29 protein-coding genes and 1 pseudogene are annotated in these 26,030 nt (G+C 36.3%); 14 read left to right on the forward strand and 16 right to left on the reverse strand.

Features of this window, described 5'->3' with window-relative positions:
- Positions 1 to 13 precede the first annotated feature (13 nt).
- The 16 genes from LZ575_RS08525 to LZ575_RS08600 all read right to left on the reverse strand — a co-directional run bounded on the left by LZ575_RS08525 (position 14) and on the right by LZ575_RS08600 (position 14,761).
- Positions 14 to 898, reverse strand: coding sequence for a glycosyltransferase (locus LZ575_RS08525; protein WP_235330274.1), 885 nt, complete (start codon positions 896 to 898; stop codon positions 14 to 16).
- Positions 891 to 1,631, reverse strand: a complete 741-nt coding sequence (locus LZ575_RS08530; protein ID WP_235330275.1) for a glycosyltransferase family 4 protein — start codon at positions 1,629 to 1,631, stop codon at positions 891 to 893. The genes LZ575_RS08525 and LZ575_RS08530 overlap by 8 nt, the downstream gene beginning before the upstream one ends.
- A 411-nt stretch (positions 1,632 to 2,042) precedes the next feature.
- Positions 2,043 to 2,504 (reverse strand): hypothetical protein, encoded by a 462-nt coding sequence (locus tag LZ575_RS08535; RefSeq protein WP_235330276.1) that lies wholly within the window; start codon positions 2,502 to 2,504, stop codon positions 2,043 to 2,045.
- Positions 2,489 to 2,965 (reverse strand): glycosyltransferase, encoded by a 477-nt coding sequence (locus tag LZ575_RS08540; protein ID WP_235330277.1) that lies wholly within the window; start codon positions 2,963 to 2,965, stop codon positions 2,489 to 2,491. Before LZ575_RS08540 ends, LZ575_RS08535 begins: the two co-directional genes overlap by 16 nt.
- Positions 2,955 to 3,827 carry a sulfotransferase gene (locus LZ575_RS08545; RefSeq protein ID WP_235330278.1) on the reverse strand — a complete coding sequence of 291 codons (873 nt, stop codon included), beginning with the start codon at positions 3,825 to 3,827 and terminating at the stop codon, positions 2,955 to 2,957. Before LZ575_RS08545 ends, LZ575_RS08540 begins: the two co-directional genes overlap by 11 nt.
- Before the next feature lie 281 nt (positions 3,828 to 4,108).
- On the reverse strand, positions 4,109 to 5,116 hold the full coding sequence (locus LZ575_RS08550; RefSeq protein WP_235330279.1) for a glycosyltransferase: 1,008 nt from the start codon (positions 5,114 to 5,116) through the stop codon (positions 4,109 to 4,111).
- Positions 5,116 to 5,658: a DapH/DapD/GlmU-related protein gene (locus tag LZ575_RS08555; RefSeq protein WP_235330280.1), complete on the reverse strand. Its 543-nt coding sequence runs from the start codon at positions 5,656 to 5,658 to the stop codon at positions 5,116 to 5,118. Before LZ575_RS08555 ends, LZ575_RS08550 begins: the two co-directional genes overlap by 1 nt.
- Positions 5,648 to 6,601 (reverse strand): DapH/DapD/GlmU-related protein, encoded by a 954-nt coding sequence (locus tag LZ575_RS08560; protein WP_235330281.1) that lies wholly within the window; start codon positions 6,599 to 6,601, stop codon positions 5,648 to 5,650. The genes LZ575_RS08555 and LZ575_RS08560 overlap by 11 nt, the downstream gene beginning before the upstream one ends.
- 16 nt (positions 6,602 to 6,617) lie before the next feature.
- Positions 6,618 to 7,682, reverse strand: coding sequence for a DegT/DnrJ/EryC1/StrS aminotransferase family protein (locus LZ575_RS08565; protein ID WP_235330282.1), 1,065 nt, complete (start codon positions 7,680 to 7,682; stop codon positions 6,618 to 6,620).
- Positions 7,679 to 8,815: an FkbM family methyltransferase gene (locus LZ575_RS08570; RefSeq protein WP_235330283.1), complete on the reverse strand. Its 1,137-nt coding sequence runs from the start codon at positions 8,813 to 8,815 to the stop codon at positions 7,679 to 7,681. Before LZ575_RS08570 ends, LZ575_RS08565 begins: the two co-directional genes overlap by 4 nt.
- A gap of 27 nt (positions 8,816 to 8,842) precedes the next feature.
- Positions 8,843 to 10,081 (reverse strand): ABC transporter ATP-binding protein, encoded by a 1,239-nt coding sequence (locus LZ575_RS08575; RefSeq protein ID WP_235330284.1) that lies wholly within the window; start codon positions 10,079 to 10,081, stop codon positions 8,843 to 8,845.
- Position 10,082: 1 nt separating this feature from the next.
- Positions 10,083 to 10,925: an ABC transporter permease gene (locus tag LZ575_RS08580; RefSeq protein ID WP_235330285.1), complete on the reverse strand. Its 843-nt coding sequence runs from the start codon at positions 10,923 to 10,925 to the stop codon at positions 10,083 to 10,085.
- A 128-nt stretch (positions 10,926 to 11,053) separates the two neighbouring features.
- Positions 11,054 to 11,968: a class I SAM-dependent methyltransferase gene (locus tag LZ575_RS08585; RefSeq protein WP_235330286.1), complete on the reverse strand. Its 915-nt coding sequence runs from the start codon at positions 11,966 to 11,968 to the stop codon at positions 11,054 to 11,056.
- A gap of 56 nt (positions 11,969 to 12,024) precedes the next feature.
- Positions 12,025 to 12,828, reverse strand: a complete 804-nt coding sequence (locus LZ575_RS08590; protein ID WP_235330287.1) for an FkbM family methyltransferase — start codon at positions 12,826 to 12,828, stop codon at positions 12,025 to 12,027.
- Between the two features lie 10 nt (positions 12,829 to 12,838).
- Positions 12,839 to 13,573 (reverse strand): class I SAM-dependent methyltransferase, encoded by a 735-nt coding sequence (locus LZ575_RS08595; RefSeq protein ID WP_235330288.1) that lies wholly within the window; start codon positions 13,571 to 13,573, stop codon positions 12,839 to 12,841.
- Between the two features lie 252 nt (positions 13,574 to 13,825).
- Complete coding sequence (locus LZ575_RS08600; RefSeq protein ID WP_235330289.1) at positions 13,826 to 14,761, reverse strand: polysaccharide pyruvyl transferase family protein; 936 nt, start codon at positions 14,759 to 14,761, stop codon at positions 13,826 to 13,828.
- A gap of 69 nt (positions 14,762 to 14,830) precedes the next feature.
- Between LZ575_RS08600 and LZ575_RS08605 the strand changes: the two genes are divergently transcribed.
- The 14 genes and pseudogenes from LZ575_RS08605 (at position 14,831) to LZ575_RS08660 (ending at position 25,774) form a co-directional block, all read left to right on the forward strand.
- Positions 14,831 to 15,508, forward strand: coding sequence for a hypothetical protein (locus LZ575_RS08605; RefSeq protein ID WP_235330290.1), 678 nt, complete (start codon positions 14,831 to 14,833; stop codon positions 15,506 to 15,508).
- Between the two features lie 41 nt (positions 15,509 to 15,549).
- Complete coding sequence (locus tag LZ575_RS08610; RefSeq protein WP_235330291.1) at positions 15,550 to 16,236, forward strand: hypothetical protein; 687 nt, start codon at positions 15,550 to 15,552, stop codon at positions 16,234 to 16,236.
- Positions 16,227 to 16,943 (forward strand): glycosyltransferase family 4 protein, encoded by a 717-nt coding sequence (locus tag LZ575_RS08615; protein ID WP_235330292.1) that lies wholly within the window; start codon positions 16,227 to 16,229, stop codon positions 16,941 to 16,943. Before LZ575_RS08610 ends, LZ575_RS08615 begins: the two co-directional genes overlap by 10 nt.
- The gene (locus LZ575_RS08620) at positions 16,927 to 17,388 is read left to right on the forward strand and encodes a glycosyltransferase family 4 protein (RefSeq protein ID WP_235330293.1); all 462 of its coding nucleotides are present in this window, start codon (positions 16,927 to 16,929) and stop codon (positions 17,386 to 17,388) included. The genes LZ575_RS08615 and LZ575_RS08620 overlap by 17 nt, the downstream gene beginning before the upstream one ends.
- 155 nt (positions 17,389 to 17,543) lie before the next feature.
- On the forward strand, positions 17,544 to 18,533 hold the full coding sequence (locus LZ575_RS08625; RefSeq protein WP_235330294.1) for a polysaccharide deacetylase family protein: 990 nt from the start codon (positions 17,544 to 17,546) through the stop codon (positions 18,531 to 18,533).
- Positions 18,499 to 19,302, forward strand: a complete 804-nt coding sequence (locus LZ575_RS08630) for a formyltransferase family protein (RefSeq protein ID WP_235330295.1) — start codon at positions 18,499 to 18,501, stop codon at positions 19,300 to 19,302. Before LZ575_RS08625 ends, LZ575_RS08630 begins: the two co-directional genes overlap by 35 nt.
- 196 nt (positions 19,303 to 19,498) lie before the next feature.
- The gene (locus LZ575_RS23470; RefSeq protein ID WP_311196036.1) at positions 19,499 to 19,891 is read left to right on the forward strand and encodes an N-acetylneuraminate synthase family protein; all 393 of its coding nucleotides are present in this window, start codon (positions 19,499 to 19,501) and stop codon (positions 19,889 to 19,891) included.
- Positions 19,875 to 20,201 (forward strand): N-acetylneuraminate synthase family protein, encoded by a 327-nt coding sequence (locus LZ575_RS23475; protein ID WP_311196037.1) that lies wholly within the window; start codon positions 19,875 to 19,877, stop codon positions 20,199 to 20,201. The genes LZ575_RS23470 and LZ575_RS23475 overlap by 17 nt, the downstream gene beginning before the upstream one ends.
- Positions 20,126 to 20,497 carry an N-acetylneuraminate synthase family protein gene (locus tag LZ575_RS23480; RefSeq protein ID WP_311196097.1) on the forward strand — a complete coding sequence of 124 codons (372 nt, stop codon included), beginning with the start codon at positions 20,126 to 20,128 and terminating at the stop codon, positions 20,495 to 20,497. Before LZ575_RS23475 ends, LZ575_RS23480 begins: the two co-directional genes overlap by 76 nt.
- A gap of 437 nt (positions 20,498 to 20,934) precedes the next feature.
- Positions 20,935 to 22,095, forward strand: a pseudogene (gene neuC / locus LZ575_RS08640) (UDP-N-acetylglucosamine 2-epimerase).
- 251 nt (positions 22,096 to 22,346) lie between these two features.
- Positions 22,347 to 22,742 carry an endonuclease domain-containing protein gene (locus LZ575_RS08645; RefSeq protein ID WP_235330296.1) on the forward strand — a complete coding sequence of 132 codons (396 nt, stop codon included), beginning with the start codon at positions 22,347 to 22,349 and terminating at the stop codon, positions 22,740 to 22,742.
- A 530-nt stretch (positions 22,743 to 23,272) separates the two neighbouring features.
- Complete coding sequence (locus LZ575_RS08650; RefSeq protein WP_235330297.1) at positions 23,273 to 23,995, forward strand: cytidylyltransferase domain-containing protein; 723 nt, start codon at positions 23,273 to 23,275, stop codon at positions 23,993 to 23,995.
- Positions 23,996 to 24,050: 55 nt separating this feature from the next.
- On the forward strand, positions 24,051 to 24,851 hold the full coding sequence (locus LZ575_RS08655; protein ID WP_235330298.1) for an asparagine synthetase B: 801 nt from the start codon (positions 24,051 to 24,053) through the stop codon (positions 24,849 to 24,851).
- Complete coding sequence (locus LZ575_RS08660; protein WP_235330299.1) at positions 24,824 to 25,774, forward strand: asparagine synthetase B; 951 nt, start codon at positions 24,824 to 24,826, stop codon at positions 25,772 to 25,774. Before LZ575_RS08655 ends, LZ575_RS08660 begins: the two co-directional genes overlap by 28 nt.
- The last annotated feature ends 256 nt before the right edge of the window (positions 25,775 to 26,030 follow it).

Raw genomic sequence — 26,030 nt, forward strand, 5'->3', positions numbered from 1 at the left:
CCAATTCAAAAATCTATATAATTGAGTTAAAGTGATTCTTAATAAAATATAATAACCTTCTATATTTTCGGTAAGGAGCATTAAATTTGAACAGTAATCGTTTTTGCTCCACATAGCTTAGATGCCAAAAGAAATCGTCATATAAAATTCTGTCAAAAGCTGCATAATCTGCAATTTCCCTCTCTCTATTCACATTAGTCGTTTGATGTTTATGTAATCGAAATCCTACAAGTTCTTCATTTAAGATAACAATATTCTCATATTTGAGTATCCTGAAATAGAACTCATAATCAAGAACTTGTTCAAGGTCCTCCCTAAATAATCCAACTTTTTTTATAAGTTTCTTTTTGAAGAGAACTGTACTCGGTTCTCCAATTTTATTTACAGGATCCTTAAAAAAAATATTCTCTTTGAATAATGATCTCGTAAGAAGAAATTTTCCCGAAATTTCTTTTAAATCCTGCTGTAAATCAAAATAATTATCTATCCAATCTTTTATTTCCCGGCTGCGCGGCTGCTCTAGTATTAATTGGCGTTTACACGCTACTAAACCTATTGAGTTATTTTCTTGAATAGTTTTTACAAGTTTTGAAATACAATCTGGAAAAAGTACATCATCCTGAAATAAAAACTTAATATATTCGCCGTTAGCATATTTTATACAATTATTCCAATTAGCACCAATTCCACGTGGTTTATGATGAAGTAGTTGTACAGATATGTTGTTCTTATTTTTAAAGTCCTTAATTATTTTCAATGTATCGTCTTGTGAACTATCATCACTAAAAATAATTTCACAATTTTTATATTCCTGTTTTAATACAGAATCCAGTGCTTCTTTTAAATATTTCCCTCCATTAAATGTCGGGATGCAGATGGAAACTAACGGTTTATTCACCTCCAATGTTCTTTATGGCAGCAAATATTTTCGGACAAATATTTTCAGGTGTGAATTCTTTAAAGAGTTGCTTCGCTTTTTGTCCATCTTCTATTAACTTTTCTGGATTTTTATAGTAAAAAACAATTTTCTCTGCCATTGATTCAATATCTAAATAAGGGACAACAAAACCGCCGCCATTTTTGACGATTTCGGCTGTACCCGACCCTTGCTCGAAACAAATTATAGGCTTGGCTTGCATTCCAGCTTCAATTGCCACCAAAGGAAAAGGATCTTCGCGGGAAGGCAACACAAACACAGAGAATTGTGAAATAAAATGTCCTGGATTTTCTTTCTCCCCATCAAAGGAAATAACTTCTGAAAGCTCGGCCTTTTCAATATCCGCTTGATAAATAATTTTATCGGTATTGGAGATAGCGCCAATCCATTGAAACTTTATCTCTAGGTCAGGATATTTACTTTTGGTGATTTGCGCCAGCTGTAGGAATAAGTCACTTCCCTTCCGCCAGTGTACCGTTCCAGATCCCCCAACAATAAAATCCGAGTTTCTCTGTTGTAACACCTCAGGTTGCTTTTTCACACTGAAATCATTTATTTTTATTACCTGTTTATCCGCCAAATTATAATTCCGGACTAAATTCTGCTTTACTGTTTCCGATGCGGCAATGATTAAATCTATCTCGGGAATAAAATCTATGAAATTAGGCAGACTTAAAGAAATAATGGTCTTCATTTCATGTACGTGCGCCACCAACCTGGACTTCCCACTCCAGGATTTTAATCTTGCTGAAACCGGAATAGAAACAATTGTATTGGCGTAAATAATGTCAAAATCTTGTGCTGCCAGTTCAATTAATATCTGCTCGTGAATATTTATGCGTTTCGGCTTTTTTATGAATTTCCTCCTTAGTTTGTTCAGAAATTTTTGTTTAAACGTATATTCTGTTGCTTTGAGAGAAGATATATCTACAAATTCATTGGCTAATTCCTCAAATTGTGCTTTTAAACTTCCTCCTCTCAATGCAAGGACAGAAAAGACAATCTCCGGATGGTGCTTTTTGAGCCATTGCAGGAAATACAACAGCACGAATGGAGCACTAAGTGCGGGTGGTTTCATGAGTAACGAAGAGGATCTTTCTCAAAATTACTTAAAAGTTAATTTTTTACATATCTTTTCATACAAGGACGATAAAATCCTCTTCTTCCTTTTCTGCTTTAACTTCCTAAGTTCAACCATTTCTGGCAAATGCATTCGAACTTCATATTTCATAGCCTCAAAAATTTCCCCTTCAAATTTTTTATTGGTATAGTCATTAAAATTTTGATAGATGTAAACCATTGAAAAAACCTTGAAGTAACCCGTATGTTTTGTAGAGATGCCAGCGTCGTGATGACGATAAACTCCCATATTATCTGGTAAAAACTTTAATTTCCCTTGTAAAGAAAGTAAGAGTAACAGTGGAATATCTCCACTGGCACAACGAGTAAACCAGTCAGGGAAAACTAAATTATCATTCTTTTTAAAAAGAATTGAAGCTGTTGGAATAAACCACTGTTTTAAAATATCTTTTGTTTCAAAAACGTCTTTTTCTAAGAAAGGATGCATGGTGTATGTTTTTTTTCTTTTCCTCGTGTATCCTCAATATTGACATTATGAAAACAGATAGAAAAATCATTATTCGCCTCTAAAAAATCTACCTGCCTTTGAAGCTTTAAAGGATCAGTCCAATAATCATCCCCATCAAGAAGAGCGACATAACTTCCAGAACAATTTTGTATTATGTTTACAAAATTAAACAACCTACCTTTTTCCCGTCTCTCTTGATGATATTCGTCTCCAATCTGTCTGTTTAAAATTTTCAGGTGGAGCTTTTTATTATTAAATTTAAAATTCCGGATTTTCAGCAGCGTATCATCCGTCGAAAAATCATCACCAACTACCACCTCAAAATCAAATTTCGTTCTTTGAATATCAATACTTCTTAATGCTTCTTCAATATAACCTGAATGATTATAAGTCATCAATCGTACGCTTAAAAAAAATTCTTTTACTTCATCACACATCATAATCAAACTGGCTTAAAATACTTCCTGCAACCGAATTAAATATTTCAATCTCTTTTTCCGTGAGCATTAGCTTGTATTTTCCTATTGCCAATTTATCTGGACTTCTCAAGGTTTTTCTTTTCCAGTCTAAAGTTTGTTTTGGCTCGAGATGATTATAATAATATTTTAGCATCCCTGGATCAAAAGACACATTTAAAAATTCACAAATTGATCTACAGCTTTTTTCCAAAGAGCAGATAATATCTTCATAACGTAAAATTAGAACTTGATCTTTTGCCACGGCGTTGAGAAAATGAAAAACTTTTGAGTTGTTATTATTCCATTCCTCGGCTATTTCTTTGATGTCATTGGAAAGTTTGGGAAAATAGGGGCTATTACTTTGAATATTTTTTAATGAAATATAAGAAGTTGCTACATCCCGGCCATCTCTTATAAGAAATATATATTTTGCGTGAGGATAGAGCTGTTGAAGTAGTGATGTTTTATGAATATAGTAATTGTTTTTATCTCCCCAAGCCATTACTTCTTTCTCTTTTAAGAGCCCATATGTAATGTGGATTAATGCAGCCAAATCAGCATAATCTTCCGGGTTGTACTTATGAACAATTTTCTTAAAGTAAAGAATATCAAAATTCCACGTTTCGAATTTTCGAGAAGACCCGAGATCAATGCAGAACCTTTCTAATCGTTTACTATAATTATCTTCTTTGTTCCAGTCTTTGTATTTCTCAAACCACCATTCTATATATCCACATTCAGGAGGTACGGAAATATTTTGATTTGATTCACAAATGACCCGTAAAAGAGAAGAACCACTTCTTGGATTGGAAAGAATAAAAAAAGGCTTAGCTGAATGCATCATTGTTTTTTCAAATAATTCAAATTATCTTTTCCTGATGGATTTCAAAAAGATCGTGGAAAAGGGGCAAACATAGTCCTTTCAGTATAACTCTCCGAAACGGAACAATAACTGAAGTTTACATATTTTATTTAAAGAAGGATAGAAATACCTTCGGGGACATTGATTTTCGTTTTCCAATTCAATTTTAACCCTTAATGTAACAGCTTCATCAGAAAAAACAATTGGAAAATAATAGTTATTGGGTGCAGTATTTTTTAAAAACAAAATATAGAAATACATTATCAATAATTTTTCTGCAATCCCAGACTAATTGAATATAAATATATACGAAGCTGTTGAGGAAAACCAGCGACCTCAAATGCTTTAGAAAAATACCTCAATCCTTTTATATATTTCTTTCTTTTATTATAATGTGCCATAATCTGCAACCAATTTCTTTTTTGGCTTTTTAAAATCTCTGTTTGATAATTAACAAATTCTGGTTCCTTTAGCAGTAGGCCTTTTAACTGAATTTGACTTTCAAGACTTAGAAGTGGCTTAGTTTTATACTTTACTAAAATACCAACATGTTTACGATATACTGTACTTTCAAACTTCAAAAAATTATATACTCCCTTGGTTCTCAAAAGCCATAAAAATAATGGCCAGTCCCCTACGTATGTTTTGGCAAGAAGAGCAGGAAGCCCTTCTATGGGTATACTGTTTTTAAAAACCACCGTAGAACTTATTATACTATTCTGATCAAGTAATGTCTTAAAATTTCCAATTTCCGGAATATCTTCTATGGCCCTTGAGTTTAACCTGCCATCCTGATAAAGGTATTTATTTGAAGTAAATGTAAAAACCGTTTCTGGTTGTGATTGTAAATATTCAACCTGTTTTTGTAACTTTAAAGGATCGAACCAATAATCGTCACCATCACATAAAGCAATATATTTCCCCCTGGCACTAAAAAGGTTATACATAAAATTAAACCTGCCAGAAGGTTCTCCATTAATTTCAATATTATTTTCACGATGATGTAAAAACAACCTTATTTTATCAGGATATCTTTTCGCATATTCAATGCAAATTTCACGTGTACCATCTGTGCTTTCATCATCTCCCAAAAGAATTTCAAAAGAAAACAATGTTTGTTGCATTAAAATTCCATTAAGGCATTCTCTGATGTAATTTACGTGCTGATAAGTTACCACAGAAACAGAAATTAAAGGTTTTTCTATTACATTATTGTGGTATTGAAAAACTTTTTTCTCCTCATACTCCATTGAAAATTCCTGAAACTCCACTATCTGCCTTTAAGAGATTTTGCCGGAATACCTACATAAACTAAATTATCTTCACAATCTTTATTCACAAAAGCCATTGAACCAATAGTAACATTTTCACCAATCACAATACCATGTTGTAAAACTGCATTGGTACCTATAAAGCAGTTCTTACCAATGTGTGCTCCTCCAATAGATTTCATTTCATCATCAAGATTATTGGTCATTACTCTTGGACTTAAATAACAGTTATCAGAAATCTTAAGTCCCCTTGCTAAAATGGTTTCGTATCTTAAGGTGACGTTATTACCAACCTGACAATCTCCTGAACTGGAAACTTTAGAATCAACGAAGCAATTTTCTCCAATTATAGTCCGTTCCCTCAACTCAATATAACTTTTTAATTTTGTCCCACTTCCTATTTTGACTCCGGATCTAATAATACAGTAATTCTCTATTACCACATCATCTCCAATTTCGGCACCTTCCTCTATTATACAAAAGAATCCAATTTGAACATTCCTTCCAATAACTGCTTTTTCTGAAATAACACTATTTTTCATTTTTCTTATTTTTTTGCACAGGTACTCCCTTCCCTGCATTTAAAGAATTGTCTTCATACAATACCTTTGCAGGTACACCTACTAAAGTACAATTTTCCTTTACAAAATTTTTGTTGACCATTGCCCCAGCACCTATAATCGTATTTCTTGGTATTTCAATTTTAGGGGAAATAACTGCTCCACTACCAACAAAAGTGTTCTGACCTACTTTAACATTCCCTGCCAAAGAGACATTATTAGCCAAGTGAACATTATCTTCTAGAACACAACCATGACCAATTTTCGCCCCAGGGGCAATTACTGCATTATTGCCGAGCATTGTATTTTCATTTAGAGAACCTCTTACAATCACACTATTTGCTCCTATAATGCAATCTTTTTTAATTAAAACTCCTCCTAATTGTGGTTGCGTTATTCTTTCTCCATTCTTATCCCATACCCAAGCTATTCCTGTAGCTCCTATAGTGCAATTTGATTCTATAATTACATTAACCTGTAAGGTGGATTTATCTTCGATGACAGAATTGCTTTTAATAATAACCTCATCCTCAATCTTACATTTACCAACCACCACAAATGCATCAATTTGCACGTTTTTTCCTATAACAGCTTCCGGGTGGATACTTGAAAGATTAGATATTTTTCCATTCGACTTTTCCTTAAAATAATAGTTTAAAAGTTTATAAAAAATCACCTGAGGTCTTTCACCAATTTTTATAACTCCATTGCCATTAAAATTTTTAATTATTTCTTTATGATTTGCAAGGAAAAGAGAGTTGTTAAATTGTTCAATTTTCACTTCATTCTCCATAAAATAAAAACCATTTTTTTCGGGAAAGAAAATAGAAGAAATTTTATAATCGCTGTGCAGTTCTCCATGGAGTTCATATTTAACTTGATTTTCTTTTAGAAAGGAAATAATATTTTCAAATAAAATTCTCATGATCTAAGTTTTTATTTTAAATTTCCTTTAATATGTTACAAATTTTCTCAAGATTGACAGTTTCCAAACCTGTATAAACAGGCAAGCAAAGGATTCTCGAGGAAACAGATTCAGCAATAGGGATCTCCTTATATTCCACATAGGGTAAGCTATTTAAGCTTGGGTAAAAATATCTCCTGGGAAATATACCTACAGCATTTAGAGCGCTTTTCGCCTCTACCAATTTTATTTCAGAAGGAAAGACAACAGGAAAATAAGAGTAATTCCAAGATGTTTCATCCCTTAACCTCAATCGCTGCATTTCTTCCAAATGAATATTGTAAAAGGTAATAATCTTTTTCCTTTCTGCCTTTAAAAATTCATAATAAGGAAGGACAGATAAACCCAGGGCCGCCTGTAATTCACTCATTTTGGCATTTAAACCCAAGCCATAAAAATCTTCCTGTCCCCTATGACCAAAATTATGATGATAAAATAATTTATGTAACAAATCCTCATCCCTGGTAAAAAGAGCACCTCCTTCCCCGGTGTGAAAAATTTTGGTGGCATGGAAACTACAGGTGCTTACGTTTCCATAATTAAATATTGATTCTCCCTTGTAGGTAACTCCAAAGCAATGGGCGGCATCATAAATGACTTTTAGTTCGTACTTTTTTGCTATTAAATCAATTGCTCCCACATTACAGGGATTCCCAAAAACATGGGTGGCAAGAATTCCGGTAGTTTTAGAAGTAATTGCGGCTTCAATTTTTGTATCATCTATAGACAAATATTCGGGATCTATATCTACAAAAACAAGCGTACAATTTTCCCAAACGATACTGGAAGTTGTGGCGACATAAGAAAAAGGGGTTGTAATGATTTCCCCGGTTAATTTAAGGGCTTTAATTGCTATTTGCAATGGCAATGTGCCGTTTGTTGTCGCAATAATGTTTGGAACACCTAAATAGCTCTTTAATTTTTCTTCCAGTTCCTTAACCAACACTCCTCGGTTGGTAATCCAACCCGCATCCCATGCCCGACTTAAAATTGCCTGGTATTCTTCCTGGGGTGGTAAAAAGGTTTTTGTTACGGGGATCATTTTATATCATTTCGGGGTAGTGCAAAACAAACTGTTTCTTCTGCATGTATTGAGTAATGATCAATGTATATTTTATATCCTAAATCAAGATTTAATATCCACTGAGGAATATTTACAAAATCTTCCAAACTATGGTATATCGCAATTGCGAGCTTCGGGCGAAACTTTTTAATCGTAACAATAGCTCCTTCTAATGCTAACAATTCTGCACCTTCAATATCCATCTTGATAAAATCCACTTTTGGAATTTTTCTTTGTTCTACCAGGTCGTCAATAGAAATAGAAGTTAAACTTCCTGTATGTCCTGGTAGCGGTTGTGAAGACACTCTACTTCCTGGACCATTTTCAACATAAAAATATTTTTCATCTGATTTATCAGCTGCGGGATGCTCAATCAATTCTACAATACCTCTAAATTGAGGGTTATGTTCTAAATTTTGACGGAATATTTGAATACTTGAAGGAATAAATTCAAACGAATATACTTTACCTTTCTTCCCAACCTTGTCAGCAAAGTACAAAGCTGTATCTCCCCAACAGGCACCAAGATCTAAAACAGTATCCCCTTCTTGAGCTCCAACAATGACCTCCTTTCCAACTTTATAGGCATATTGTTCTAAAATATAATCTACAGCAATTCCTTTTTCAGTAAAATAAAATTGCACATTGTAACCTATTGGCTTCAAATCACATTTTTTTAAAACAAAGTGTAGAAACTCAGGATCAATAGTGTCATTATTATCTACCAGGGATTTCGCAGTTTCTATAGCACTCCAATAGTCAGAATTATTGCGAGGTAATTTCACTTTTTTAAAACCTAAGAGTCTATAAATTACCAGGCTTTTATATAAAATTTGATCTCTTGTGGAAAGGTTCTTTAAATTTTGATCAATTTGAGGTAAATACCCCTTAATCAGCCTATCCAGTTTCACTTTATACTTTTTATTGTTAAGGCCAAAAAGGTTTTTAATTGTTCTTTTCAAACCATTTTTACTAATGAAAAAATTTTGTTTTCTCTCTGTTTTTGAAAAGGGATATTTCCCAAATCTATATTCATCAAAGTTTTCTGCACCATAATTATTTCTAAGGGACCTTCGGATTTCCCTATGCAGAGCTTTTCTAGTTATACTCATTTGCTCAAAATTTTTGGAGGTGTTTAGTTAGTCAGTAATTATTTCTGATCCCTTAGTGCATTTTATTTCAAGCAAATTAGATTCTAATAAGAAGGGAGTCCAGATTTGTTTAGGGTGTTCAATCATTAAGGTTATTGATTTGTGGATTTTATAGTACATATTAAATCCTAATCCTTCCGAAGCAGTGAAGGTTATATTATATATCCCTTTAGACAAATAAAGATTTTTCACCTCAAAGGAAAAAACAACATCAGAATTTGTCAATAGAGGATTAGAATTTTGCCCTTCGGGTATAATTTCAGCCACTGCTCTTTGCTCCTTATCATATACTGCTAAAGTGATAAAAGGCATTTTTTTTAGGGAAATGTTTGAAATTGTAATAGTCAGAACGATACTACTGCCCCAAGGAAGATGAAAAATTCCATCAGAACTGGCAGCATGTTCAATGACAGCACTTTTTAATCGGAGAGAATTATCTGTAAATACAACATCTGATTCCTCATTATTAAGAAATTTACTGTAATAGGAATCGATCCCTTTTGAAACATCTTCTCCTTGAAATTTAGACTCTCCCTTTTCCATTAATATTATTAGGCCGCATATACGAGAAACCATCGGCATATTATGCGAAACAAATACTATTGCTGTATGGGGTAGTATCCTATCAATTGTTTTAAAACATTTTAAAACAAAACCTAAATCACCAACCGCCAATACTTCATCAATGATTAATACATCAGGTTCCATTTGTGCTGCCACTGCAAACCCCAGGCGCACCTTCATTCCGCTGCTGTAATTTTGTACGGGCATATCAATAAATTCCCGAATCTCGGCAAAGTCTATTATTGTCTCAAGTTTTTCATTAATTTCCTTTCTGGAAAATCCTAAAATTGCGCCGTTGTTATAAATATTTTCTCTTCCAGTGAGAATAGGATTAAAACCAGCTCCCAATTCAATAAGTGCACCAACTTTCCCTTTTATAGTAACTTTTCCTGCATCTGGTTTTATTAACCCATTCAAAATTTTTAGTAGGGTTGATTTTCCTGCACCATTATGCCCGATTAGCCCAAGACACTCTCCGCGGCGAAGTTCAAAAGAAATATCCTTTACCGCCCAGAATTCCTTATCCCGCAGTTGCCTTTCCTCTTTGTTGCCACTTAAATTACTGTATAGATCTTTTACTCCATACCACAGGCTGATTTTCAGGTCCTTACAGAATTTTTTTGAAAGGCCCTCAACTTTTACCAGTACCTCCTTTTCTTCCATACTATGCACTTCGTTCAACAATAATAGGAATAGATATCCGATAAGCCATAAGTGCTATAAAAAATAATGGTATACAAAAAGCCATGACAATTAAATAATAGGTGAGGAATTCGGGATTTGCTCCCACCAGCAAATCCCGCCCTGTTAATATAACAGGAGTAAAAGGATTGGCCATCATTATCGTCCTCATTAATCCACTTTCAGGAATGGCATATACAACAGGCGTAATATACATCAAAAGACTAAACCCCATTCCCACCACCTTTCCCACATCATTATAAAGCATACTTATTGGCGTAAGAAATAAACCAATTGTTATTCCAAAAAGCACCGCACTAAAGATCACCAAAGGCAACAAAAAAAGGCTCCAGTGAAAACCCAGCCCAAAGAGAAATACAAAAACGATAAGCAAAAGGATTTTGACTGAGGCATTAAACAGTAATTTGTATATCCCCGAAATTATTAGTGCCTCCTTGGGGAAATTTATTTTACTCAACAGTCCACGAGCACTGTTAGTGCTGGTTGTAGGGGAATTAATTGCTTCAGTAACAATAGACCATAAAAGTGTTCCCGAAAATGCGTAGACAGGATAAGGGATTCCTGTATCGGTTACCTGTACGGTTCCCGACAAATTCAAAAATATCCAAACTGCCGCGGTAGCCAAAGGTGTAATAAAAGCCCAAATAATCCCCAGGTAAGACTGCCTGTATTGTGCTTTAATATCACGCTCCGCCAACTGTCTGGAAAGAAATCTGGAATCCCAAATATCTGTAAGGCTTTGGGTTAGAAGCTTAATAAAAGAAATATTATTCTCTTTCTGATATATCCGGGACTCTAAAGGCATTTTCTATTACAGTTCTTCTAGATTTGAGTTTCTAATTAATCTTAACAAGTTTATAATACTTATCTGCTGGTAATTGGTTCAACCTGTGTGGTTATAATGGCACAAAATACCACTCCATTTCTATTTTTTTATTCTAACTTTTCCAACCATAAGTTGCCACCAGTATTCTGATAACATAGTGGCAAATTTTTAAATGTTGTTTTGTGTAAAGCATGTAGATAAGAAGAAAAAAGCTTGATTTTAAAATCTGAATTATTCATTAAAAATGCTCTTAGCAAATAAATTTCATTCCAATTTCTCCCTTCATTAACCCATGGCCTAGGATATTCAAACGGGTAAAAAATATCGTGAAAGTGGATAAATACACCTTTTCTTATACGTGGCAAGATATTAAATAATATATGGTTTACATCACTTCCGGTTTTAGATACATGTGAACTGTCAATGAATAAAAAATCTCCCGCCTGGAGATCTTCAAATATCTCATGTGGTACATTTTGAACTTTTTGTTCCAGGATGAGGATATTGTTCAAATCTTTCTTTTTTAATAGAGATTTTAATCTTGTGGGGAAAGGTTCAATAAAAGTCAGGTTAATGGAACTATCAAAAAATAGTTTATTTGTATCAGCCATTAAGGCTGATGAAAACCCAGAGCCAATTTCAATTATTCGTTTCGGCTTAAAATGCCTGATCATGGAATATAAGAATATTCCATCGGTGTATGAATAGTAGATATTTTTAAAGTAATAGCTTAGCCCTTCACTTGCTTCATCAGACCATGGTATGTCAAAATAACATTTTTGAAATTCCCTAACCAGTTCAATTTGCTCCTGATTATTAAAATCTATACCTTTTAATTCTGTTGGATCTTTATTGGTCCATAAATTTTCATTTTCCTTTACCTCATTCCAATCTACAATTGGTGAATAAAAATGTCCCGCAGGAAACTTTGATTGTATACTAAGTTTATACAATGTTCTCACGTAAGGAAGCTTATTAAGATAGTCCTTAAATGCTTTTTTGATCTGCTTTTTGTTTATCAAATCTAAAAATGAAAAGGTTATTGGAAATGCTTAAAAATTTGTTTCTATTATTATTGCTAGAGTTTTCTGTTGATCCCAATAGTTAAATCCCCATTTTCAAGAAGGTAAAAATCATGGTCTTTTAATTTTTGATAAATAACCTGTCTGATTTGAAACTCATCATGTATTTCTATTGCCAGCACTTGAGTAATATCCAAAAACGATAAATCACTTTTTTCACTAAAAATAAATCTTTCAGCTCCTTCTATGTCTATTTTTAACAAGGAAATATATTTAAGCTTATTCTCGCGAATTATTTCATTTAAAGATTTACCCATAATGTCACCTGAAGAATCAGGTTCAGTCGAGAATGACCAGTCTTTGCCGTCCCTAAAATCCCTCTTTAAGATAAAAGTTCCACCACCTTCAGCACCCAAAGCACAATTATATAACTTTAATTTGTCCGAGGGTATATTGCTTGTATTTTTTACTATCATTTGAAAATTTTCATCTTCCGGCTCAATTAAAAAAAATTTTGAATTTTTCAATTTGTTATAAAGAAAGAGAGTGGTGTAGCCGACGTTCGCCCCCGCATCAATAATGACATTTTCCGACCCGGTCGAATTTAGTAATAACATCTTTAGAACAAGGTCGTAATCTCTCTTATTAAAGATCTGGTGAAAGACCTTTATATCACTATGGAGAGAATTGCGGACTTTCAACTCTATGTCACCTGAAAGGATTACTTTGTAGTGGCTTCCCATCTCTTCAAATTCCAGAACTTCTTTCGATGTCCGCAGTAGGTTTTCAAGCACATCCTTCTCAGAATATTTAGCTGGAAATAAAATACGATAAATTTTTTTAATTTTCTTATATGACATTGCCAGAATTCTACAGTGGTTTGCTATAAACGATTAATTGGCTTCGGGAAAATGAACGGTTTAGAACCGCTGGTAACCAAACTTCAGCTCTCAAAGCCTTTCGCCTGAATTCTTCCCTTTTCTTTCCCCACTTCATTAAGCGGCTAAATCGTTCTAAAGTTCCCACAGGATGAGTGCTCACCTCACTAAAAAATTTGTGCCCCAATTTTTCCCAGTGCCGGGAACTAAAACTTCGATCAGGATGTGGATCTTCCTCCTTCCATTTCGCAAAATCTCGTTTATTAAATTTGGAGGGGCGACCTTTTACAGGAATGTACCACCTTAAATCATCAAGCAATTTTGAATTCACAGCAGGTTCGAAAAAACGGGCTTCTCCGTCGTCTTTAAGAAGCCGAGCCGTTTCCTTAACGAAAAGCTCTTCCACAGGGAGTGTAAGGTGATGTAAAAAAGCTTTTCCTACCACAAAGTCAAAAGACCCTGCAGGCAACTCATTCTTCAGGAAATCCCCCTCCACAAATTTGATTGGGTAATTAAATTCAAAGTTTTCGTTCACCCGTTTTACAATATCACCACTGGAAGCAGCTATGTCATTAGCATAAACGTTGGCTCCAAGAGCAGCCATAACAGCAGCATTGGTACAATCCCCGCAACCCATTTCTAATATTTTTTTCCCTTTGATCCTATTTCGAAAATCATGCTTGTAAAGACCAAACCAGCTGGTTTCTGTAGTCGTAGCATTTTCCAAAAAGCATCCAAATGATTAATCCAGTACAGAATATTCTTTATGTTATAATTGGCATAAAGCTTTTCATAGTGATCTATATTCTTTTGCTGATTTTGCTCGTCTGATGTCATAATTTTTATATATCACTAAAAAACTTTAAAAAAATCCGCATTTCTGAATGTAATTCAACTAAAGAAAATTATAGCTTCGCCTTTTCAGTCCCAATTGTGTTTTTTCCGGGATGAAATAATTTTTATTCCCCAAAAATAGAATTCATTCACTTCTAAAGGGGCAAGCAATTAATAAATCTTTCTGCAGTCGCTCCAATACTTCCCATTCCGGCTGAGCGGGAAATTTATTCAGTAACTCTTCAAGTTCTTCAAGGCTTAATCTTTCTCGTAGGAACTGCGGTTGATAAACCTGTAATTCTACTGATTCCATATAATCGGTGAATTTTATTCCATCACCAAAAAGTTTATCAGAAAATTCCACCCATACGCAAGGGGTTCTATAGGCATGAGAAACAATTAATCCATGGAGGGAAGAGGAAATAGTTTTCTCGCATTGCAGGATCTCGTGGGTAACTTCCTCCACATTTAAAGTCATGAGATCAATAACTAAAATTTCAGTCTGGTCTTGGTATGTCTTTGCTACATTTTTATAATCATGGTAATGTGGAATTATACCCAGCTTATATTTCTTTTCTTCTTCAGGTTTAAAATACAATGGTAGAAGCAAAGCAGGATCTCCATATACAGGAGGACACTTATATCCCAAATTCAATAAATAATTCCTTGTTCTTGGCCCACGTACAGCTCTAAAATCGGCATCGGCAGTTTTCTGTTTTTGATCTATTATACCACTACCCCAAATTACGCTATCTTTAGTTGCATGGTGAATGATGCTGCCTATTGCTAAATAATTCATTTTGTTCCACTTATACCAGGGCTGCTTCTTGGGATGAACCCATCGTACAGGCGTACCTGAAATTTTCTCCACCAGATATTCCGAAAGTAGATCCCCGTAATTCTCTTTATCTTTAAAAATAAACTTTCTTTCGCTCCAGTAAAAAAGAGGAAGAGGCTCGTCTTTTAATAATTTAATTTTATTGCTCAAGGGCATCAAAAACATTTTATTGCGTCTGCCAATTCTGTTGGAGATGACGATCATCTCTATTGCAATAGTAACTTCTTTCTTTTTTTGTTGCAAGTTTTTGACAAAGAACCACAAAAACAAAGTTGTAAAGAGCAATGGCGGTTTTTATATATTTGGATCTTCATGAAGAACAAAAAAATTTTTATCCTCCTCCCTGATGGTATCGGCTTAAGAAATTTCGCCTTTACTTCCTTTGTAGAACTTGGAAAGCAAATGGACTGGGAAGTTATTTTTTGGAATCATACACCCTTTGATCTTCAGGAATTAGGATATAAAGAAATCAAATTAGAAGGAAAGCCCCGTGCAAAGACAGATCTGCTAAAGCGAGCTAAAATAGAAGTCGAACTAAATTATTTTACCAGGAAGTTTGATGACCAGGTTTTTCAGACTTATAAATTCAATAACTCCAAAAAAGGTTTGAAGACGAGGGTAAAGAATATTCTGGTTTCGGTATACTCGAAATACAATTCGGGAGAAAAAGGGCTGCAACTCTTAAGGAATAAAATGCAAGCTTCTGAACGAAAAGGAGCATTCTATCTGCATTGTAAACAAGTTTTGGAGAGAGAACAACCTGATTTTATTTTTTGTACCAATCAGCGTCCAGTAACTGCCATTGCTCCATTAACAGCAGCTCAGGATCTTAAGATTCCTTCAGGTAGTTTTATATTTTCCTGGGACAATCTTCCCAAAGCAACCATTGTTGTGCAGCCAGATCATTATTTCGTTTGGAGCGATCATATGAAACAGGAGTTATTGAACTATTATCCTTTTATTGGTTCCGAGAAAATTCATGTCACTTAAGCAGTCCGCAATTTGAACCGCATTTTGATCCTCTTTTGAGAATGAGCAAAGAAGATTTTTTTAAGGATTATAACCTGGATATTAGCAAAAAATATATATGTTTTAGCGGAGATGACATCACCACCTGTCCTGATGATCAACATTATTTAAATGATGTCGCCGAGGCAGTCGAGGAATTAAATAGAACAGGAAAGTATAATCTTGGAATAATCTTTCGCAGGTGTCCCGTCGATTTTTCTGACCGTTATGACAAAGTACTGGAAAAACATAGAAATCTAATAGTCTCATTAGCACCTGAATGGAAACAATTAGGGAGTAGCTGGAATGCGACATTACCTACTAAGGAGGATTTAAAATTACAAATTAATACGATCCTTTATACGGAAGCTGTTGTAAACCTGGCATCTTCAATGGTTTTTGATTATGCTGTTTTTGACAAGCCCTGCCTCTATTTAAATTACAATGTCTCAAATAAAGAAGATGAAAACTGGAACCCACAGAAGGTATATAATTTTGTGCATTTTAGATCAATGCCCTCTGGAGATGAGGTGATCTGGCTAAGATCCAAAGAAAAAATTGCCTTTAAATTGGAATTGGCTTTAGAAGATTCACGGGAAACAGTAAATGGAGCAAAAAACTGGTTTGAAAAAATTAATCTTTTTCCCGCACAAAACGCATCCGAAAGAATTTGGAAGGAAATAGAAGAAATAGGAAACAAATGCACTTAGGTTTTCTCACTCCGGAATACCCCCATCTTCTATCTACTTTCTCAGGCGGGTTGGGAACCAGTATTAAACACATTGTAGAAACTCTGGTGGATAAGGGGGTAATTGTTACTGTCTTTGTTTATGGGCAACAACAGGATAAAATCTTTACAGAGAAAGGAGTCCATTTTCATTTCATAAGACAACGGAAGTATAAAGCCCTCGGCTGGTATTTTCATCGCAAATTTCTTCAAAATTATCTAAATAAAGCTATCACAGAAAATGAAATAGACTTCGTAGAAGCACCCGATTGGACGGGAATTACTGCTTTTATGAAGCTCCAGTGTCCGTTGGTGATAAGAATGAATGGTAGCGACGCCTATTTCTGCAAGCTGGAAAAGCGGCCACAAAAGAAAAAAAATTTCTGGTTCGAAAAAATTGCACTAAAAGGAGCAGATTATCTTCTCTCAGTGAGTCAATTCACAGCAGACAAAACTGCTTCTATTTTCCATTTAAAAAAGGAAATAAAAGTCATTCCCAATTCAGTAGACGCAGCCTTTTTTAGTCCCCGTATTACTGCCATTTCACCTCACACCATCTTATACTTCGGTAGTATAATTAGAAAAAAGGGGGTACTGGAACTTGCGGAAATTTTTAATCTAATAGTAGAAATAAAACCTGAGGCCCGGCTAATTTTCGCCGGGAGAGATGTAAATGACAAACTTACCTAGTAAACCTACTCAAAAACTGATAGAAAATAAGCTTTCCCCGGCAGCAAGAAGTAATGTGGTATGGACGGGAGTTTTACCCTATGAAAAAGTACTTGACCAAATAGCTGTGGCTAATGTAGTAGTACTTCCCAGCTTCGCCGAAGCTCTGCCAATGACCTGGATTGAGGCTATGGCAATGGAGAAAGCCTTGGTAACTTCAGATATAGGATGGGCGAAGGAAGTAATGATAGACGGGAAGACGGGGTTTACTGTAGCTCCAAAAGATCATCGCCTCTATTCAGAAAAAATTCTTCAGCTATTAAATGATCCCGCCCTTGCTTTACAAATGGGAAAAGCGGCAAGACAGCAGGTGGTGAGGAAATTTTCAACAGAGGTGGTTGTGAAGAAGAATATTGATTTTTACGAAGGAGTGGTCAGTGGACGGAGGTCGGAGGGCAGGCGGTAGACGGTTAATTTGTGCTTAAGGTTTGTATATTGTATAATGTACATTGCAGTATATTATATCAAGTGGAAAGTTTGAAGGTTGGAAAGAATGGGAAACCTTACGGTGAACAATGAACGCTCAACAATAAAAAACAAACGGGCGAAGGCCAAGAGAAGATGCTAATAGTTTCGAATTACCATTACATAAGAGAGAATTTCAGTGCAGAATTCCCCAGCATTTTTGGAGTAACTCCCAAACAATTCAAGGCGCAGTTGGAGGAATTGGGAAAGGCGGGAACTTTTATTTCTCAGGAGGAATTACTGCAATTCAAGAACCGGGAGTTTGATAAGAATTACATCCTCATTACATTTGATGATGGTCTTAAGGAGCAGTCTGAACTAGCTAAACCAATTCTTGATGAGATGGGAATTCCATTTATCTTCTTTATAAACACTTCCAATTTCCTGGAAAGGAACGTCTCTCTTGTACATAAGATCCACCTGGTTCGCTCCCATTTATCTTCAGAAGACATACTGGATGAACTAAAAAAGAATTCTTCCTTAAATTTAAATACGGAAGAAAAGGCATTAGCTATTGCCCATTACAATTATGATAAGGATCAAACAGCTCATCTTAAATACCTGCTGAATTTTAAGCTGAGCGTAAAGAAGCAGCAGGAGTTAATTGATCCTTTGTTTAATTACCTTTTTGATGAAGGGAAAGTGGCTTCAGAATTATATTTTGATGATAACATGTTACAGGAGTTGTCCCGCGAAGGTTACCTTGGGTCTCATTCCCATAACCACCTTCCTTTAGGAAATTTATCGCAGAAGGAACTTGAGCAGGAGTTATCTCACACACAACAGTTTTTTCAGGAAAAGTTTGGCCGCCCGGCTGCTTCCATCAGTTATCCCTATGGTTCTTTTGAAGCCTGTACCGGAATTTCAGAATTAATAGAAAGCCATGACTTTAAATTAGGTTTTACGATGGAGCGGGCAAAAAATCTATCTCTAAAAGAAGATTCTTTGTTACTTTCCCGATTCGACTGTAACGATATGCCTCTAGGAAAAAATGAACTTTTCGCGGCGGAAAATTTATTTCAGAATAATTTATTAAGAAACTGGTACAAGAATGAAAATAGTCCTTCTCACAAGCGAAAGCCTTAGGCATAAATATATAGCTGCTCAGCTTGCTGAAGAACTTCAGCTGGCATTGGTCATTACTGAAAAAAAGTCTGCTGCCATTCAGGATACCACTAAGTTAAAAAAGGAAGACGCCAGCTTTGTTTCTACACATTTCAAAGCCAGGAACAGGAGCGAATCCTATTTTTTTAAAGATTTCCAGGATTTCCCAAAGGAGGTTCCGCAGCTAAAAATGCCTCACGAGAGCATTAACAGCCAAATAGTTAAATCTGTTGTAGATAGCCTGGAGCCTGATTATCTGGTTCTTTTCGGCACCTCCATTATTAAGGACCCAATACTGAAAAAATATTCCGGGCGCATTATCAATTTGCATCTTGGACTATCTCCTTACTATAAAGGTTCCGCTACAAATATTTTTCCCTATAACTACAACGAACCTGAATGTGTTGGTGCTACTATTCATTTAGCAACATCAAATGTAGATGACGGGCCTGTGCTGCATCAGCTAAAGCCGGAAATTGAACTTGGAGATGATTTACACAATATTGGAAATAAAACAATTTTACAAACCGGAAAAATACTACCGAAGGTCATAAAAGCTTTATCGGAGAAGAAGATCGTTGCGCAGAAACAAACAAGCGTAGGCAGGATTTGCAGGAACAAAGATGTCACTCCTGACTTGCTTAGGAAGATCTATTCAAAATTTGAGGATGGAATGATCAGGGAATATTTGAAAGAGAAGGAAAGCCGGGATAAGCAGAAGCCGATTATTGAATTAAGTTTTCAGTTATAGGCTTTCAGTTGTATGGTTAAATTTTCTGGTAATTATTTGGTGTGGTCAAAAAAGGGTGGAAAGTGAAAAGAGGAGTAGAGAAAGTCAGCACGAGTTCGTACTTTAGCTTAGCATACTTTTTCAATTTTCGGTTTTAGAGAAATTTTTCAAAAGAAAGCGGAAAACGAGAACTGCGAACGAAAACAGAAGACGACATATGTTCATTATTGCCGAAATAGCCCAGGCCCACGATGGGTTTTTGGGAATTGCCCATTCTTACATCGATGCCTTATCTAAAACAGGTGTTGATGCCGTCAAATTCCAGGTTCATATTGCCGAAGCGGAAAGCAGTATTCACGAACCTTTTAGAGTAAAATTCTCTACACAGGATAAATCACGTTTTGACTACTGGAAACGAATGGAGTTTTCTGTAGAACAATGGCAGGAACTAAGAACTCATTGTGATGAAGCCGGAGTGGAATTTATGGCATCTCCATTCAGTAATGCGGCGGTGGATCTACTGGAAAAATTGGAAGTCAAACGATACAAGATCGGATCGGGGGAAGTAAATAATTTCCTGATGCTGGAAAAAATTGCCAATATCTGGTAAACCCATTATCCTCTCTTCCGGAATGAGTTCTTTTGAAGAGCTGGATCGCACGGTAGAATTTCTTCAGAAAAAAAACATAAAATATTCTGTTTTACAATGTACTACCGCCTATCCCACCCAGTCGGAAAATTACGGGCTGAACGTGATTCAGGAATTAAAAGAGCGCTATGGAGTGCTTGGTGAGGTTATTCTGATCATTCCGCCAGAATCGAAACCTGTATTGCTGCCACTGCCCTGGGAGCAGAGATCCTTGAATTTCACGCGGTGTTCAGCAGGAAAATGTTTGGACCTGATGCAAGTTCTTCTTTAGAAATGGCAGAGATAAAACTATTGGTTGCAGCGGTAAAAAATATTCAAAACGCACAGAAACATCCTGTTGACAAAAATAATACTTCCCATTTTTCAGATTTAAAAAACATATTTGAAAAATCTCTGGCGGTTAATAAATCCTTGCCTGCAGGACATATTTTCACTTTCAAAGATCTGGAAGCGAAAAAGCCCAAAGGATATGGAATTGCAGCTTCGGAATTTCAGGAAGTAATTGGAAAAAAGCTGAATAAAGATCTTAATCAGTGGGATTTTTTGAAGGAGGGGGATTTAAATTAAAAAATAGTGTATTACCAGTATTACCGTCACTTCGAGTGTTTTTCCTGAACGATAGAGAAGGAAAAATGTATCGAGAAGTGCTGTGGAGTTCCAGCTTCCAAAGGATCTCGATACATTTTTTCTGGAAGCTACCGCTCCCATATAAAACACTCGATCTGACGAAAGAGAAGCTGAGAATGTAAAACTTTAAAGGAGGGGATTTATATAAAGTAGTTAATTCACCGTAATGCTTTCACTTCTAGTATTTTCCACAACAACAGAGAATTAAAAAGTATAATGAGAAGTGATTATATTTTCAACTTCTAATGGATCTCGATACATTTTTTTGGTCGTTCCCGCTCCCATAAAAATACTCGATCTGACGGCAAGGAATAGAGGAGATTGACAATAGCAGGTTAACATTTTTTCCTATTTTAGTCCGACCTTAAAACCAATAAATGCCGAAGCGTAAAATTTGCGTAGTCGTTACCGCCCGCCCTTCCTACAGCCGAATAAAATCTGCTTTAACAGCCATACAAGAACACCCGGACCTGGAATTGCAATTAGTAATTGCTTAGCTCTGCTTTACTTGACAGATATGGAAACGCGGTGGACTTCATTGAAAAAGATGGCTTCCCAATTTCGGCAAAAGTATTCATGGTACTAGAGGGTGAGAATCCCACTACTATGGCCAAAACTACAGGACTTGGAGTCATGGAACTTACCAATGTATTTTACAACCTGAAACCCGATGCAGTAATTACCATTGCCGACAGGTATGAAACAATAGCCACTTCCATCGCTGCTGCTTATCAAAATATTCCGCTGGTACATATCCAGGGCGGGGAAGTTACGGGGAGTATAGATGAGAAAGTCCGACATGCAAATACCAAACTTGCCGACCTTCATTTCGTATGCAGTGAAGATGCAAGGGAACGGGTGATCAAATTGGGAGAAAATCCCAAACAGGTGATTAATACCGGTTGCCCTTCCATTGACCTTGCAAAACAAATCGACGAATATCCTTACCTGGATTTTAATCCGCTGGAGAAATATGGTGGTGTTGGTGCTGCCCTTGATTGGGAGAAAGGATATATTGTAGTGATGCAACACCCTGTCACGACAGAATATAAGGAATCTAAAAAACACATCCTTGAAACCCTGAAAGCTGTTAAAGCCATTAATTATCCAACCTTCTGGTTTTGGCCCAATGTAGACGCAAGCTCTGACGGAACTTCAAACGGAATAAGGTCTTTCCGGGAATTGGAACAACCACAGAATATTCACTTTTTTAAGAATATGCAACCTATGGATTTCCTTAAGTTATTAAAAAGCTCCAAAGCATTGATAGGAAATTCCAGTGCGGGGTTAAGAGAATGTGCATACCTGGGTTTACTAAGTGGTAAACATCGGGAACTAAGCAACACAGAAGGAACCGTGCAGACAACGTTACAGATGTAGGTTACGAACAATCAGCTATAGAAGAAGCGATACGAAATGCTATTGAAGCTGAGAAATTTAAAAAATCCACTATTTATGGTAATGGAGATGCAGGAGTTAAGATTGCTGAAATTCTGGCTACATCGGAATTGACTTATAGTAAAACGATCTCTTATTAACCTATCCTACTCAATCAATTCCTTACCCCGGCCCTAAAGGGAGAGAATTGATTCAGAAAAATTAAATTAATATTGACATACTTTTCCCGCCACCCTTTAGGGAGGGAAAAAGCAGGAAAAGAATCGCTTAGAGAATTAAGGTAAATCAATTCCTTACCCCAGCCCTAAAGGGAGGGAATTGATTCAGATAATCGATTAAAAAGTAGTGCTCTTAGAGAAAGTTATCCAAAAATGTTTATTCTTAATCCAAAATGAAAAAAGATGACCCATATCATGATAACAGTATGTTCAAAGGGGCACCTGCTGAGAATTTTAAAAAGGCAGAAAAGTTGAGGAGCAATATGACTGAAGCTGAATTAATTCTTTGGAGTAAATTAAAAGACAATCAATGGGGTTTTAAATTTAGACGACAGCATCCTATTCACCTTTTCATTGTCGATTTTTATTGCCACCAAAAAAAACTGGTAATTGAAATTGACGGTGCTTATCACAATGCAGAGGAGCAAATCAATAGAGATAAAGAAAGAACTATGTTATTAAAATTTCAAGATTTAAACATTATTCGATTTACAAATGATGATGTTGTTAACAAAACCAATCAAGTCCTCAAAAAAATAGAAAAAGAATTAAATTCCTTCCCATTGTAATTATAGGAATTATTTTTAAGTAGTATAAAGAACTAAAATACTTTTCCCACCACCCTTTAGGGAGGGGCAAAGCAGGAAAAGAATCGCTTATAGAATTAAGGTAAATCAATTCCTTACCCCGGCCCTAAAGGGAGGGAATTGTTTCAGAAAAATTAAATTAATATTGACATACTTTTCCCGCCACCCTTTAGGGAGGGGCAGAGCAGGAAAAGAATCGCTTAGAGAATTAAGGTAAATCAATTCCTTACCCCGGCCCTAAAGGGAGGGAAATGATTCAGAAAAAATTAAATTAATATTGGCATACTTTTCCCGCCACCCTTTAGGGAGGGGCAAAGCGGGAAAAAATCGCTTAGAAAATTAAGGTAAATCAATTCCTTACCCCGGCCCTAAAGGGAGGGAATTGATTCAGAAAAATTAAATTAATATTGACATACTTTTCCCGCCACCCTTTAGGGAGGGGCAAAGCGGGGAAAGAATGGCGTAGAGAATTGGAGTAAGTCCATATATTATATTTGATACTGAAAATTTAAATGAAAGTACTAGGAATCATTCCCGCCCGGGGCGGTAGTAAAGGTATTCCCGGAAAGAATATAAAATTACTGGGAGGAAAGCCTTTGCTTGCTTATACCGCAGATTCGGCTACGGCTTCAAGGTTTCTGAGCCGGGTGATCCTGAGCAGTGATAATTCCGGAATTATTTCCATAGGAAAAGAATTTGGCTTAGAAGTGCCGTTTGTAAGGCCGCAGGAATTAGCGGGAGATGGTACCAAAAGTCTGGAGGTGATACAGCACGCTGTGAAATTTTTGAAAGAAAAGGGGGAGGAATATGATGCTGTTTGTTTACTTCAACCCACTACTCCACTCCGCTCCTCCGGATTTATTGATACCGCTATTGAAAAATTTATACAGGGAAATTATGATTCTGTGATTTCGGTAAGAGAAGTTCCTGCGGAATTTAATCCGCACTGGATCTTTGAAGAAAAAGATGGAAACCTAAAAATTGCCACGGGAGAAACAGAAATTATTTCCCGCCGCCAGGACCTGCCGAAGGCTTACCACCGTGACGGGGCTATATATATTACCAAAACCGCAGTGCTACTGGAGCAAAATTCTCTTTACGGAAACAACATCGGGTTTATTGACACTACTGGAAGTTCATTTGTGAATATTGACACTCCTGAAGATTGGGAGGAAGCAGAAAAATTAGTGGAAAGTGGAAAGTGGAAAGAGGATAGTCTGGGCGGAAAAAATTAGGGGCTTTCAACACCATATAAATTTATACATAATCCAATATACAGATTTTTAGAAGATGTGCGGAATAGCAGGAATTATAGGAAAAAATGCAAAGGAGGTGGAGCTCCAGGTGATGCTCGAAAAACAGGCTCATCGGGGTCCTGATCACACCTATGCTTTCGTTGATGCGGGATTTGCGGCCATAGGTCATAACCGTCTTTCTATCATAGATCTTTCTGCTGATGCTAATGAACCTTTTACAGATAATTCCGGCAAATTCTATTTAACCTTTAACGGAGAAATATACAACTACAAAGAGTTAAGGGAAGAACTGAAAAATTTTTACCAGTTTCATACCTCCTCAGATACTGAAGTCCTTCTCGCCTCTTATTTACGCTGGGGAAAAGACTGTTTGCAGAAGTTTAGGGGAATGTTTGCTTTTGCTATCTGGAATTCTGAAAAAAAAGAACTTTTTGCTGCGAGGGATAGATTTGGAGTAAAACCATTTTTTTACTCTGTGGAGGGAGATTCCCTGTATTTCAGCAGTGAAATAAAATCACTTCAGCACCTTCCCGGCAGAAGAGAACCCAGGGAAGAAGTTTGGGCTTCTTATTTCAGCTACGGCTCTTATGGAATGCCGGAAGAAACCTTTTTCAATAATATTCAGCAGTTGCCTGGCGGCCATTTTTTGAATTTCTCCAACGGGAAATTATCTATAGAAAAATGGTATAATTTTGAAGTGGAAGTTGCAAAAATCCCTACAGACTACAGTTTTTCGGAAGCAAAAGAAAAATATTATGAACTTTTGCAGGAAAGTATTTTGCTGCGTTTCCGGGCAGATGTGCTTAGGTGGGATTTAATATTAGTGGCGGGGTAGACAGTTCCCTCCTCCTGGCACTGGTAAATCATTTTGAGGACAAAAGAAATATCAATGCCTACACTTTCTATACAGGAGACGAGCGATATGATGAACTGCCATGGGTAGAGCAGATGATCGCTACCACCGAAAATCCTTTGGTTAAAGTAAAACTTTCCGGGGAAGAGGTACAAAGCAAGGCATTTCAACTGAGCAATTCACAGGATGAACCATTCGGGGGAATTCCGACCCTCGCCTATTCCCAAATATTTGAACAGGCACGCAAAGATGGTGTAAAGGTGCTATTGGACGGACAGGGAATGGATGAGCAGTGGGCAGGTTACGATTATTATCTTCAGGATGGAGGTTCAGAAAAAACTATCCAGGGATCCGGGAATAAAAATCCATTCCGCATAAAGGTTCTGAATAAAAAATTTGCAGCCCTTGCAGTAAAACCGGCATATCCTCAAGCTTTTGATAACAGGTTACAGAATATGCAGTACCGGGACCTTTTTTATACTAAAATTCCCCGGGCTTTGAGATTTAATGACCGCATTTCCATGGCATTTGGAGTGGAACTGCGGGAACCTTTTCTGGACCACAAGCTGGTGGAATTTGCCTTTGCTATGCCGCCTGAATTTAAGATCCGGAACGGTGTTGGCAAATATATGCTGAGGGAACTATTAAAACCTTTGGTTCCTGAAAACATTTCCTACGCTCCCAAGCGCCCCCTCCAAACCCCGCAGCGGGAATGGCTCGGGAATGAGTTATCAGCTTTTACTGAAGTTCAACTGGAGAAACTAAAAACATCCCCTATAGCAGATTGGTTTGATTTTGCAGAAGTGGAGAAGGAATGGAAAGCTTTTAAAGCCGGAGATAACGAAACAAGTTTCCATATCTGGCAGTGGGTAAATGCTTCAATAATTTTTGGAGGAAATGATTAATTTTTTCAGCAATTTGATCCAACATAGATAGTTACTCGTTTTAGGTAGCAAGAGAGTGGAGAGTGGACAGAGGGCAGTGGACAGTGGACAGTGAAATGGAGTTAGTGCCTGGAAAGTAAAAAGTCCCAGCTTGGCAATCTTTGCTGCGCTAAAATTAAAACCACCGGACCCGGCAAAAACGGCTTATCTCACCCCTACCGACTAAAGACTAACTACTCTTTTTTGACCTCTGACCACTAACCACTCCTCTAACGAC

Source organism: Antarcticibacterium sp. 1MA-6-2, from assembly GCF_021535135.1.
In the GTDB taxonomy this organism is placed as follows: domain Bacteria; phylum Bacteroidota; class Bacteroidia; order Flavobacteriales; family Flavobacteriaceae; genus Gillisia.

Excerpts from the sequence above, each read along its gene's own strand:
- LZ575_RS08655 (WP_235330298.1), top strand. The coding sequence starts at position 24,051 with ATGTGCGGAATAGCAGGAATTATAGGAAAAAATGCAAAGGAGGTGGAG.
- LZ575_RS08630 (WP_235330295.1), top strand. The coding sequence starts at position 18,499 with ATGAAAATAGTCCTTCTCACAAGCGAAAGCCTTAGGCATAAATATATA.
- LZ575_RS08620 (WP_235330293.1), top strand. The coding sequence starts at position 16,927 with ATGACAAACTTACCTAGTAAACCTACTCAAAAACTGATAGAAAATAAG.
- LZ575_RS08565 (WP_235330282.1), bottom strand. The coding sequence starts at position 7,682 with ATGATCCCCGTAACAAAAACCTTTTTACCACCCCAGGAAGAATACCAG.
- LZ575_RS08530 (WP_235330275.1), bottom strand. The coding sequence starts at position 1,631 with ATGAAGACCATTATTTCTTTAAGTCTGCCTAATTTCATAGATTTTATT.
- LZ575_RS08570 (WP_235330283.1), bottom strand. The coding sequence starts at position 8,815 with ATGAGTATAACTAGAAAAGCTCTGCATAGGGAAATCCGAAGGTCCCTT.
- LZ575_RS08555 (WP_235330280.1), bottom strand. The coding sequence starts at position 5,658 with ATGAAAAATAGTGTTATTTCAGAAAAAGCAGTTATTGGAAGGAATGTT.
- LZ575_RS08540 (WP_235330277.1), bottom strand. The coding sequence starts at position 2,965 with ATGATGTGTGATGAAGTAAAAGAATTTTTTTTAAGCGTACGATTGATG.
- LZ575_RS08535 (WP_235330276.1), bottom strand. The coding sequence starts at position 2,504 with ATGCATCCTTTCTTAGAAAAAGACGTTTTTGAAACAAAAGATATTTTA.
- LZ575_RS08650 (WP_235330297.1), top strand. The coding sequence starts at position 23,273 with ATGAAAGTACTAGGAATCATTCCCGCCCGGGGCGGTAGTAAAGGTATT.
- LZ575_RS08605 (WP_235330290.1), top strand. The coding sequence starts at position 14,831 with ATGAAGAACAAAAAAATTTTTATCCTCCTCCCTGATGGTATCGGCTTA.
- LZ575_RS08590 (WP_235330287.1), bottom strand. The coding sequence starts at position 12,828 with ATGTCATATAAGAAAATTAAAAAAATTTATCGTATTTTATTTCCAGCT.
- LZ575_RS08610 (WP_235330291.1), top strand. The coding sequence starts at position 15,550 with ATGAGCAAAGAAGATTTTTTTAAGGATTATAACCTGGATATTAGCAAA.
- LZ575_RS08580 (WP_235330285.1), bottom strand. The coding sequence starts at position 10,925 with ATGCCTTTAGAGTCCCGGATATATCAGAAAGAGAATAATATTTCTTTT.
- LZ575_RS08615 (WP_235330292.1), top strand. The coding sequence starts at position 16,227 with ATGCACTTAGGTTTTCTCACTCCGGAATACCCCCATCTTCTATCTACT.
- LZ575_RS08560 (WP_235330281.1), bottom strand. The coding sequence starts at position 6,601 with ATGAGAATTTTATTTGAAAATATTATTTCCTTTCTAAAAGAAAATCAA.
- LZ575_RS08545 (WP_235330278.1), bottom strand. The coding sequence starts at position 3,827 with ATGATGCATTCAGCTAAGCCTTTTTTTATTCTTTCCAATCCAAGAAGT.
- LZ575_RS23470 (WP_311196036.1), top strand. The coding sequence starts at position 19,499 with ATGTTCATTATTGCCGAAATAGCCCAGGCCCACGATGGGTTTTTGGGA.
- LZ575_RS08625 (WP_235330294.1), top strand. The coding sequence starts at position 17,544 with ATGCTAATAGTTTCGAATTACCATTACATAAGAGAGAATTTCAGTGCA.
- LZ575_RS08645 (WP_235330296.1), top strand. The coding sequence starts at position 22,347 with ATGAAAAAAGATGACCCATATCATGATAACAGTATGTTCAAAGGGGCA.
- LZ575_RS08575 (WP_235330284.1), bottom strand. The coding sequence starts at position 10,081 with ATGGAAGAAAAGGAGGTACTGGTAAAAGTTGAGGGCCTTTCAAAAAAA.